Source organism: Enterococcus sp. NBRC 3427, assembly GCF_007996925.1.
Lineage (GTDB): Bacteria > Bacillota > Bacilli > Lactobacillales > Enterococcaceae > Enterococcus_B > Enterococcus_B lactis.
This window is the reverse complement of the sequence record NZ_BJLL01000007.1, coordinates 18,710-30,660: the sequence shown is the minus strand read 5'-3', so window position 1 is coordinate 30,660 and position 11,951 is coordinate 18,710. Positions and strand designations below refer to the sequence as shown.

Below are 11,951 nucleotides of genomic sequence, written 5' to 3'. Positions count from 1 at the left end.
GCGGGAAGATGAACGACTTATTAAAACAATACTTTGGTTATAATGAGTTTAGACCTGGTCAAAAAGAAATTATCCAGAAAGTCATTGATCAGGAAAATGTATTAGGGATCATGTCTACCGGAAGTGGGAAATCAATCTGTTACCAGCTTCCATCCTTACTATTAGATGGGCTTACTGTGGTTGTATCCCCTTTGATCTCTCTGATGAAGGATCAGGTGGATGCAGCGAATCAATTAGGTATACCCGCCACTTTTATCAATAGCTCGTTAGATGGTTACGAAACAGCTAGGCGCTTCCAAGAAATCGATAGGCAGCAGTATCGTTTACTTTATATTGCTCCAGAACGTTTTATCATGCCGGATTTCATTCAAGCGATGAATCGATGGAACGTCTGTATGATTGCCATTGACGAGGCGCATTGTATCTCTCAGTGGGGGCATGATTTCCGTCCAAGTTATTTACAAATGGCGAACCAGCTAGATCAACTGGCAAATCGACCTGTCATTGTTGCTCTGACGGCTACAGCAACTATACAAGTAGCTGCTGACATAAAAAGACTTTTAAAAATCCCTGACGGCAATCACATCCAGACTGGTTTTGAACGGGAAAATCTCCGCTTTCAAGTAGTGAAAGACCAAAAAAAAGAACAGTATCTAGTCGAGTATTTGAAAATCAACAAAAATCAATCGGGTATTATTTATGCAGCGACGAGAAAAGAAGTAGACCGAATCTATCATTTGCTTAAAAAATTTGGATTTTCTATAGGCAGATATCATGGTGGCCTAAATGAGAATGAACGAACGGCAATGCAAGAGGCCTTTTTATACGATCGCTTACAGCTAATCGTAGCGACCAATGCATTCGGCATGGGCATAAATAAAAGCAATGTCCGTTTTGTTATCCATTATCAAATTCCTGGCTCTCTAGAAGCATACTATCAGGAAGCTGGTCGTGCGGGAAGAGATGGTCTTTCCAGTGAAGCCATTCTGCTTTTCGCTCCTCAAGATATTCAGGTCCAAAAGTTTTTTATCCAACAGTCTCAAAGAGAAGAGGAGCAAAAGCAAAAAGAATATGAAAAATTAAAAGCGATGACAGAATACGCGTATATAGAATCCTGTCTTCAGCAATACATCCTAAACTATTTTGGCGAGACAAGCAGTCCGTGCAATCGTTGTGGTAACTGTTTAGATGACAGAGAAATAGTAGAAGTAACGACACAAGCACAGATGGTCCTTTCTTGTTTGAAACGTATGGGGGAGAATTACGGCAAGCAGATGCTAATGAAAGTCTTAGCAGGATCGAAAGAACAAAAGCTGCGAGCCTTAGGGTTTGAACGTTTATCTACCTATGGACTGATGAAAAACCAATCGCAAAAAGAAACGATGCAATTGATTGAATATTTGATATCGAATGGCTATCTTCTGACCGTTAATGGAGAATATCCCATCTTGAAAGTAACAGAAAGAGGGATCCAAGTATTAAAAGGACAAGAAGCTGTTTATCGAAAGGAACCCAAGAAAGTCCAGCAGCTGTCGGATGAAGAGACCGATACACTATTTGAAGTGTTGCGGGAACTTCGAACGGATCTAGCATCAGAAGCAGGCGTTCCCCCGTATGTTGTATTTTCAGATTCCACCTTGAAAGAAATGAGCCGAATACGTCCATCAAGCAGACTGGAGATGCTTCAGATAAAGGGAGTTGGTCAAAGCAAGCTTGATAAATACGGAGAAGCCTTTTTATCTCGGATAAAAAATATGGATCCTAACGTTCTGGATAAGTAAGAAGGACCATTACGTAAAAACGAATAAAAACAACTGGTTAAATCTGTTTTTTTGATCCCTATGAAAATCAAATATGTTATAATTAAGGAATTAGAACGGGAGGTAAGCACAGATGGATTCTTTGTCGAAAAAACTTGCGATCCAAGTATTAAATGATGAAGCAGAACGGATCAAACGATTAATCCGAAACCAAAATAACAGTCTCTGTATCTCGCAATGCAAAGCCTTCGAAGAAGTGGTAGATACACAGATGTACGGTTTCTCCCAGCAAGTCGGGTTTGCTGTTCGTATAGGAGTAATCGAAAAAAACGAGGGACAGCTGATGTTAAGTGAGCTGGAACGAGAATTGAATCAGTTATACAGTGAGGTTTACCAAGAAAATTATGATAAAAAAGAAGTTGGCAAGGAGGAATAGACTTGCCTAAGAAAGTAAAAAAAAGGCATCTATTAGACTATAGTATCTTGATTCCCTATTTGATTTTATGTGTTTTGGGGTTGATCATGGTATATAGTTCTACGTCGTATCTATTATTAGAAAACGGACAAAATCCGTCCGCATCAGTCATTAACCAAAGTATTTTTTGGGTGCTCAGCTTGATTGCTATCGCACTACTCTACAAAATGAAAACAGATGTTTTGAAAAACCAGCGTTTGATTATGGCAGCCATCGCAGTTTTGACGATTTTGCTGCTAGTCGTTGTGTTTTTCGGTAAGGAGATCAATGGAGCAAAAGGATGGCTTCAAATTGCAGGATTTTCGATCCAACCTGCCGAATACCTAAAAATCATTTCTATCTGGTATCTGTCTCTGACTTTATCTAAAAGACAAAACAGTGTACAAAAAGATTTCCTAGGGACTGTAAAACGTCCACTTGCAATGGTTATCGGACTGACTGCTTTGGTCGCTATCCTTCCCGATTTTGGGAATGCGGCAGTTATCTTTTTGATTATTTTGGTTCTGCTTTTAGCCAGCGGAGTCAATTATGTGTATACTTTGATTGTAGGAGTAGGTGGTTTTTGTTTAAGTACTTTTACGATTTGGCTAATCAATATTACAAACGGAAAAATCTTGCCTGGGCGTTTACAGTATATCTATAATCGCTTTGCTATTTACCAAAATCCTTTCTCGGATGAATTAAATAAAGGCCATCAATTAGTTAATGGCTACTATGCCATGTTCAATGGCGGGTTATTTGGCAGAGGATTAGGTAACAGTATTCAGAAAAAGGGATTTTTACAAGAAGCACAAACCGATTTTATCTATGCAATCGTAGTGGAAGAGCTCGGAGTGATTATGGGGATTTTGATATTAGCGTTGCTATTCTTTATGATCGTGCGCATTATTCTTGTAGGGATTCGTTCAAGAGATCCGTTCAATTCGCTTTTGTGCATTGGGATCGGCGCAATGTTTTTGATCCAAGTGTTTGTCAATCTAGGAGGAATCACTGGTGTCATTCCTTTGACAGGGATCACGTTCCCATTCTTAAGTCAAGGAGGATCCAGTTTGCTGATGCTTTCGATCTGTGTCGGCTTTGTCCTCAATATTAGTGCGGATGAAAAACGCAAGAGCTTAGGTTTATAATAAAAAAAGATGTAGGAGTGGTTCGATGAAAAAAGTTTTAGTTGCTAACAGGGGTGAAATCGCTGTACGTGTATTTCGTGCTTGTACAGAATTAGGAATTAAAACTGTTGGAATCTATGCAGAAGAAGATGAATATTCCGTACACCGTTTTAAAGCGGATGAAGCATATTTAGTAGGACAAGGGAAAAAACCGATTGATGCGTATCTAGATATTGAAGGGATCATTTCTATCGCGAAAGAATGCGGAGCTGATGCCATTCATCCTGGTTATGGTCTTTTATCGGAAAACTTGAATTTTGCGCAACGGTGCGAGGAAGAGGGCATCACTTTTGTTGGACCCAAACTGCATCATTTAGATATTTTTGGAGATAAAATCAAAGCAAAAGCTGCAGCCATCGAAGCAGGAATTGCTTCGATTCCAGGCACAGATGGTCCCATCGCTTCTGTAGACGATGCATTGGAATTTGCTGAACGATTCGGTTATCCGATTATGATCAAGGCAGCTCTAGGCGGCGGAGGTCGCGGAATGCGTGTGGCTCATGATGAAAAGAGTGCAAGAGAAGGTTACGAACGTGCAAAAAGCGAAGCAAAAGCTGCCTTTGGTAGCGATGAAGTGTATGTTGAAAAATACATCGCCAATCCTAAGCATATCGAAGTACAGATTCTTGGTGACACACATGGAAACGTCATCCATCTTTTCGAAAGAGACTGTTCTGTTCAGCGTCGCCACCAAAAAGTAGTAGAAGTAGCGCCTTGTGTCTCTATGAACGAACAGCAACGTCAAAAAATTTGTCAGGCAGCTGTCCAATTGATGAAACATGTTGGGTATGTCAATGCGGGTACGGTAGAATTTCTTGTTGAAGGAGATGATTTTTACTTTATCGAAGTCAATCCTCGCGTCCAAGTGGAACATACGATCACAGAAATGATTACAGATATTGATATCGTGACAACGCAACTATTGATTGCCCAAGGGTTAGATTTGCATAAAGAAATCGGATTGCCTCAGCAAGAAGGAATCAAATTGAATGGGTCAGCTATTCAATGCCGAATCACTACGGAAGACCCGTTGAATAACTTTTTACCAGACACAGGAAAAATCGATACGTATCGTTCACCTGGCGGTTTTGGCGTACGTCTGGATGTAGGGAATGCTTACGCTGGCTATGTGGTGACGCCGTATTTTGATTCATTGTTAGTAAAAGTATGTACGCATGGTGCTACTTTTGAAACAGCCATTCAGAAAATGGAACGTTGCTTGAAAGAATTCAGGATCCGTGGAGTAAAAACAAATATTCCATTTATGCTAAATGTCATCACACATCCTGAATTCCAATCAGGAAATGCAAAAACAACTTTTATCGATAGTACAGCAACATTATTTGAATTTCCTCGACTACGAGACCGCGGAAATAAAACGATGAAATATATCGGTGAAATTACTGTGAATGGTTTTCCAGGTATCGAAAGTGGCGAAAAACCATTTTATGAAGAACCACGTATGCCTAAAGATCTACTCACAAGAACTGATTACGTAACGGCTAAGAACGTATTAGATGCGAAGGGTGCCGATGCTTTGGTCGAATGGATCAAAGGACAGGAAAATTTATTGTTGACGGATACGACATTTAGAGACGCTCATCAAAGTTTGCTAGCAACTCGTGTTCGGACAAAGGATTTCAAGCAGATTGCACGCTTAACGGGAGAAGGTCTTCCTGAACTCTTTTCAAGTGAGATGTGGGGGGGAGCGACATTTGATGTGGCTTACCGCTTTTTGAATGAAGATCCTTGGCAACGATTGAGAAAAATCCGTTCTTTAATGCCTAATACCTTGCTGCAAATGCTTTTCAGAGGTTCAAATGCCGTTGGGTATTCTAATTATCCTGACAATGTATTGGTGGAATTTGTCAAAGAAGCAGCAGCACAAGGGATTGATGTTTTCCGAATTTTTGATAGTTTGAACTGGACTCCTCAAATGGAAAAAAGTATCCAAGCTGTACGGGATACTGGTAAAATCGCAGAGGCAGCTATCTGCTATACTGGCGATATCAACGATCCAAGCCGAGCAAAATACAATGTTCAGTATTATAAAGACATGGCAAAAGAACTAGAGCAACTGGGTGCGCATATCATTGCAATCAAGGATATGGCTGGATTACTTAAACCGCAAGCAGCTTATCGTTTGATTAGTGAATTGAAAGAAACGACGGATCTGCCAATCCATCTGCATACTCATGATACTAGTGGAAACGGGATTATCACTTATTCCGCTGCTTCAAAAGCAGGAGTAGACATCGTTGACGTAGCAATGAGTGCAATGAGTGGGAACACGAGTCAGCCTAGCATGAGCAGCTTGTATTATGCGCTGGTCAATGGCCCACGGCTGCCAGAAATCACAATTGAAAATGCACAGAAATTGAACCATTATTGGGAAGATGTGCGTATGTATTACAAACCATTTGAAAATGGCTTGAATGCTCCTGAAACAGAAGTATATATGCATGAGATGCCGGGAGGACAGTATTCAAATCTGCAACAGCAGGCAAAAGCTGTCGGACTAGGCCATCGCTGGGATGAAATCAAACAAATGTACCATACTGTCAATTTGATGTTTGGCGATATCGTGAAAGTAACTCCATCATCTAAAGTCGTAGGAGATATGGCGCTATTCATGGTCCAAAATGATCTCACAGAAGAAGACATCTATGAAAAAGGCGAAACATTAAGTTTCCCTGAATCTGTAGTAACTTTCTTCCAAGGAGAACTAGGACAACCAGTCGGCGGATTTCCTGAAAAACTGCAAAAGATCATTCTTAAGGGCAGACCCGCGTTGAGTGAACGTCCAGGTCTGTTGGCGAAATCAGTCGATTTCAACGAAGTGAAAAAAGAATTGGCAGAAAAAATCGGCTATGAACCAAAACAAGACGAAGTATTAAGTTATTTGATGTATCCGCAAGTCTTTTTGGACTATCAAAAAGCGTATAATCAATTTGGCGATGTTACATTACTGGATACACCAACATTCTTCCAAGGGATACGTTTAGGTGAAACGATCAATGTACAAATCGAACGTGGAAAAACGCTGATCATCCGTTTAGATGAAATCGGAGAACCCGATATCGAAGGAAATCGCGTACTGTTCTTCAATTTGAATGGGCAAAGACGTGAAATCACTATCAAAGATAATTCAATCATCAGTGCGGTCCAAACTCGATTGAAAGCTGAACCAACAAACCGAGAACAAATCGGAGCAACGATGTCTGGTTCTGTGCTTGATGTATTAGTGAAAAAAGGGGATAACGTCAAAAAAGGCGATACGTTGATGATTACTGAAGCAATGAAAATGGAAACAGCCATCGAAGCACGTTTTGACGGAGAAGTCGCACATGTATATGTATCTTCAGGCGACACGATTTCATCTGGCGACCTTTTGATTGAAGTGACTGAAAAATAATAAGTGAAAGGTGGGGAAACATGAAAAGACTGGGTTTGTTTTGGCTGATTCTGCTATTAGTTATTGCGGCATTCTATATGGAACCAGTCTTGTTCCCGCCAAAACTTGAAGTGAAGGAAAACTCTGATCAACAAATCTCAAATCAAATGACAACGTGGAAATACCAGGAGCTTAAAGCAACTGGTTTTTCTACTTATATTGGAAAACCGATCGAACAGCTAGAAAAAGATTTTGGACAATCCTATGATCGATTAACTAGTGGGTTTGGTTTTGAAACAAGATATTATGAAAACAAAGCCAGTCATCTCACGTTTGAAGTGAATGTCCAAGATAGCATGGTCGCAACTGTTAAAGTACTGCAAACAGGACCTGCTGATATCACGCCGTTTTATTTAGGGATGACGATGCAGGACCTAACAAAGCTCACGACTATCTATACTAATTTCACTTTTGAGTATCATGACACAGAAGTTGGAATCGAACTGATGGAAGAGGATATGAATTATCGTCCACTGATTGCTTTTGATAATGACACTTTTGCTATTTTGTTTTTTGATCAAACAACTAACGGTCTGTTTTCAGTTGTATATTTAGATAAAGATAGTCTTTTGAAACTTTTACCGTATCAAGTGTTTGGTGAAGGTCTCCCACATTATGAAGCAGATAAATCGGCTGACTGGGAATCGATCAATCGCGGCAAAGAACGAAAAAGTACGACTTTACTAAACATGCTTAGAAGAGAAGACGAACTTCCTATATACAACCAAACACTTGCCTTTCAAAACCACAGTCGGCTGCTGCTACATGATTTCTTGACAAAGCCTGAAGAAATCTTGTCAGACGAACGTATGGCTGATTGGCAAAAATCGCTAGGCAGTGGACAAACGACAACGAAATTCTCCTTGACGAATGATGAATTGGAGAAGTTAATCAGTAAACAGAAATTAGAAAATACTAGTGGACTGTTTATTCATCCAGCAATCGACGCTACTTTTTCGTTTTTATATTGGTACAGCGATCCATATAATCATGACCGCTTTATGGATCCGGGAACGGATTCATTAGGCATTGCTTTTTCTAAAGAAAATATGTTAGTCTTATTGCAAGAAGAAAACGGAGAAAGTAGTGATAGCAGTGATCGTTAACGAAGAGCTGTTTCAACTGGAGGATCAATGCCTCCGAGTCGCTGAAATGATAAAAAAGAGTAAAACGATGGCTTCTTATTTCAAACATAAACAATCAATGAAAGAATCTGCAGAAGTCTGCCAATTAAAAGAAGCGTTCCTGTCGCAGAAAAAGGCGTTTGAAAATGTAGCGGCATACGGTGAATATGCACCTGATTACCGTGAAAAAAAACGTGCTCTTCGAAAAGCAAAAAGACAGCTTGATCTGAATGAGCATGTCGCAGCTTTTAGGTATAGTGAAACACAGTTACAAAGTCTGTTGGATCAAATTGTCCAAGCGCTTGCCGAAGAAGTTTCTAATGAAATCAAGGTAGATGCAGGTAGTCCGTTCTTTGAAACGAAAAAACACTTTGGATGCGGAGGGAATTGTCATGCAAGTTGACAATAGTGAATTTGAAATAATAAAACGACGCGGGCTGATCGTATGGGTCTACAGCTTAAAACAATTAAAGAATCTAAAAAAGTTCGGCTTGTTGCATTATGTCTCAAGAAGAATGAAATATGTCGTTCTTTACTTGAATGAAGAGACATTTGAAGAGACAGAAGAACGAATCCGTAAATTACATTTTGTTCGAAACGTAGAACGTTCTTACCGACCAGATATCGAAATGAATTTTGCTGATAAGATAGGTAATAAAACGGTATTAAAAGAAGAAGGTTTCGAAATCGAAGAGCTGAATACAGAAATCCGATTAGCTGAACATCTTTAAAAATCTCTTATGAGCAGTTTTTTAATAAAAAAATAACTTGGACAACTATCAAAAATTGATCATTGTCCAAGTATTTTTTTGTCTTTTTTTTGGTATACTAGTACCAGTACCATTTCTAAGGAGTGAGTAGATGCGGATAATATCAGGAAATTATGGCGGACGCCGCTTAAAAAGTTTAGCAGGGGCGAACACCAGACCAACTACAGATAAAGTAAAAGAATCCATATTCAATATGATTGGACCATATTTTGATGGAGAGACAGTATTGGATCTGTTTGCAGGAAGCGGCGGTCTAGCTATCGAAGCCGTATCCAGAGGCTGTAGTCATGCAGTATGCGTAGACAAAAATTACCAAGCGCTAAAAATCATCAAAGAAAACATCGAGATTACGAAAGAACCAGAGAAGTTTACCACAATAAAACTTGATGCGGACAAAGCAATCGAACGGCTAGCAGCAGAGAAACAACAATTCGATTACTTGTTTCTTGATCCGCCGTATGCAAAACAAAAAATCATTGATCAAATCCATAAAATGGAAGAACTGGGACTTTTTTCTAAAACCGCAGTTATCGTATGCGAAACGGATAAAACAGTCGAATTGCCAGAATCTGTGGCTGGATTTCATCAAATAAGAAAACAGATTTATGGCATAACAGCTGTGACTATCTATAGAAAAGAGGGAAATCAATGAAACGTGCATTATTCCCAGGAAGTTTTGATCCTTTTACAAAAGGACACTTAGATACAGTGGAGCGTGCGGCTAAATTATTCGATGAGGTGGTAATTGGTGTTTTTATCAATACTTCAAAGAAAAGTTTGTTTCCTCCAGAAGAAAGAATGACATTGATCGCAAAAGCTGTGGCACATCTTCCTAATGTAAAAGTCATACATCAGGAAAATCAATTGACAGTGGAAACGGCAAAAGAAATCGGCGCGGATGCCTTGGTCAGAGGAATACGGAGTATCAAAGACTTCGAATATGAACGAGAAATCGCTCAGATGAACCATCATCTAAACGAGGAATTGGAAACGGTGTTCTTATTGGCAAAACCAGAATATAGCCATGTCAGTTCCAGTATTTTAAAAGAAGTACTGCACTTTGGTGGAGACGTGAGCAGTTATTTACCGCCAGTTATCAACGAAGCTTTAGCTGGAAAGCGTGAATCAAATGAAAGCTAAACAATGGTTGAAAACAGTACTGATTATCATATTTGGAATGTTGATCATCGGATTTGTAGTAGTTCCTCTGCCATATTATGTGGAATCACCAGGAGCAACGATTGATCTGAAAGAATTAATTACAGTCAATGACAAAGAAGACAAAGGTTCTGGCTCTTTCTCCCTTACATCCGTCGGTATCAGGCAAGCTACCGGATTTTTGGCGCTAAAGGCTAAACTAGCCCCCTTTGAAGAATTGATTAGTAAAGAAGAATTGACTGGTGGGGCAACAAATGAAGAATATAATCAAATGCAACAATATTATATGGATTCTTCCCAAAACGCAGCAATCGAACAAGCGTTGAAACTTGCAGGCAAGCCTTATAAAATGGAATTCAAAGGCGTATATGTCATGAGCGTAGAGAAAACATCGAACTTCTTTGGCAAGCTTTCAGTAGGAGATACAGTAACAAAAGTAGACGGCAAAAGCTTTCAAAGTACAGAAGCATTTATGGATTATGTAAAAAGTCAAAAAGTTGGACAAACAATTGAAATCAGTTATTTGCATAATGGTGAAGAAAAAACAGCATCTGGTGATCTGATCGAGTTGCCAACAGATAAAAAGGCAGGAATAGGCATCACACTTACTGATCATACAGAGATCGAATCAGATACAGACGTTCGCATTAATTCTGGCTCTATTGGTGGGCCGTCAGCGGGATTGATGTTCACTTTAGAGATCTATGAACAAGTCACTGGTAAAAATTTGCGACATGGTAAGCAAATTGCCGGAACTGGAACGATCAACAGCGAAGGAGAAGTCGGTCGAATCGGAGGAATAGATAAAAAAGTAGCAAGCGCGGATAAAGCCGGTGTAGATATTTTCTTTGCACCAGATGATACGATCTCAGACGATGTTAAGAAAGAATATCCTGAAATAAAAACCAACTATGAAGAAGCAAAAGCCGCTGCCAAAAAATTGAATTCCTCCATGAAAATCGTACCAGTAAAAACAGTACAAGATGCGCTTGACTATCTAGAGAAAATGAAATGAACCAACTAAAAAAATTGTGAAAAAGCTGCTCTGTATCAAGTAATAAGAATAGCTACGCAAAAACAGCTTCTCCTCTTTTGTTTGGATTTATTTACCGCAGATGCAAGCTTTTGAGCTAATTGAATACTATTTATTTTGAATAAGGGATTGTGACATATTTTCTGTCACAATCCTTTTTTTCGTCAAAATATCTTTCTGCTAAAAAAAAAGAAAAAATTGACGTAATTAGATGTTGAAGGGACGATTTTGCCAGAGCACACTGTTTCTTCGATTTCAAATGAAAGGAGTAATGAATGATTTTTACTGATCATTCTCTGTAAAAAGGAATAATGATAGAAAAAATCAGCAAGAAAATACTCACCTCCCCTAGGTTGATTATTTGTATGTCTACGGTAGTTCTTATCTTTTGTATAGCCAGTGGTTTTTTATTGTCAAATCTGTTATTTCATAGAGAACCAGAAGAAATCGCTGCAAAAGAAATGCTTTCTCCATTTAGTTCCAGTGAAGAAAATCAATTGCCTGAAGGAAACACTGTAGAAGAGGACGTTCGTCCAAAGTTTATGTACACCGATATCAAAGGAAGTGTGAAGGAGCCTGGTATCTATTCGTTTTCTTCAGAAGAACGGGTCTATGATGTACTAAAGCGCGCAGGAGGATTATTAGAAGAAGCGGATAGCGATCGAATCAACTTTTCTGCGAAGATAGAAGATCAGCAAGTCCTATATATCCCTGCTGTAGGTGAAGAGCTGCCAGAACATCTTGATCAGTTGGTATCCCCCGAAGGAAAACAATCTACAGCAGATTCCGAGCCTTCAAAAATAAATATCAATACAGCCAGTCCCTCAGAACTCCAGCAGATTCCTGGGATCGGATCAGTCAAGGCGCAAGAAATCATTCGATTTAGAGAAGAAAACGGATCATTCCAGAAAGTGGAAGACTTGCAGGAGATCTCTGGTATCGGTGAAAAGACAGTTGAAAAACTAAAAAACTTCGTTACAATTAAATAGAATGATTCAGAATCAACTGAAA

The 11,951-nt window shown here is 39.3% G+C and carries 11 protein-coding genes; all 11 read left to right on the top strand.

From position 1 onward, the window contains the following. The first annotated feature begins 8 nt into the window (after positions 1-8). On the top strand, positions 9-1,781 hold the full coding sequence (gene recQ / locus ESP02_RS02790; protein WP_033795751.1) for a DNA helicase RecQ: 1,773 nt from the start codon (positions 9-11) through the stop codon (positions 1,779-1,781). A gap of 112 nt (positions 1,782-1,893) precedes the next feature. Next, positions 1,894-2,196 carry a YlaN family protein gene (locus ESP02_RS02785; protein ID WP_002292202.1) on the top strand — a complete coding sequence of 101 codons (303 nt, stop codon included), beginning with the start codon at positions 1,894-1,896 and terminating at the stop codon, positions 2,194-2,196. Positions 2,197-2,198: 2 nt separating this feature from the next. After that, positions 2,199-3,362 carry an FtsW/RodA/SpoVE family cell cycle protein gene (locus ESP02_RS02780; protein ID WP_025478495.1) on the top strand — a complete coding sequence of 388 codons (1,164 nt, stop codon included), beginning with the start codon at positions 2,199-2,201 and terminating at the stop codon, positions 3,360-3,362. Between the two features lie 25 nt (positions 3,363-3,387). Then, positions 3,388-6,816: a pyruvate carboxylase gene (locus ESP02_RS02775; RefSeq protein ID WP_002374458.1), complete on the top strand. Its 3,429-nt coding sequence runs from the start codon at positions 3,388-3,390 to the stop codon at positions 6,814-6,816. Positions 6,817-6,836: 20 nt separating this feature from the next. Continuing rightward, positions 6,837-7,961: a CAP-associated domain-containing protein gene (locus ESP02_RS02770; RefSeq protein WP_002374460.1), complete on the top strand. Its 1,125-nt coding sequence runs from the start codon at positions 6,837-6,839 to the stop codon at positions 7,959-7,961. Further along, entirely contained in the window at positions 7,942-8,382 is a 441-nt protein-coding gene (locus ESP02_RS02765) for a YlbF family regulator (protein WP_025478496.1), read from the top strand. The genes ESP02_RS02770 and ESP02_RS02765 overlap by 20 nt, the downstream gene beginning before the upstream one ends. Next, positions 8,372-8,710, top strand: a complete 339-nt coding sequence (locus tag ESP02_RS02760) for a YlbG family protein (RefSeq protein ID WP_002292197.1) — start codon at positions 8,372-8,374, stop codon at positions 8,708-8,710. Before ESP02_RS02765 ends, ESP02_RS02760 begins: the two co-directional genes overlap by 11 nt. A 130-nt stretch (positions 8,711-8,840) precedes the next feature. Then, a complete protein-coding gene (rsmD, locus tag ESP02_RS02755) occupies positions 8,841-9,401 on the top strand; it encodes a 16S rRNA (guanine(966)-N(2))-methyltransferase RsmD (protein ID WP_002374470.1) in 561 nt (186 codons plus the stop codon). Then, a complete protein-coding gene (gene coaD / locus ESP02_RS02750) occupies positions 9,398-9,889 on the top strand; it encodes a pantetheine-phosphate adenylyltransferase (RefSeq protein ID WP_002374472.1) in 492 nt (163 codons plus the stop codon). Before rsmD ends, coaD begins: the two co-directional genes overlap by 4 nt. After that, on the top strand, positions 9,879-10,922 hold the full coding sequence (locus ESP02_RS02745) for a SepM family pheromone-processing serine protease (protein WP_002374474.1): 1,044 nt from the start codon (positions 9,879-9,881) through the stop codon (positions 10,920-10,922). Before coaD ends, ESP02_RS02745 begins: the two co-directional genes overlap by 11 nt. A gap of 329 nt (positions 10,923-11,251) precedes the next feature. Beyond that, on the top strand, positions 11,252-11,929 hold the full coding sequence (locus ESP02_RS02740; protein ID WP_002374479.1) for a helix-hairpin-helix domain-containing protein: 678 nt from the start codon (positions 11,252-11,254) through the stop codon (positions 11,927-11,929). Positions 11,930-11,951 lie beyond the last annotated feature (22 nt).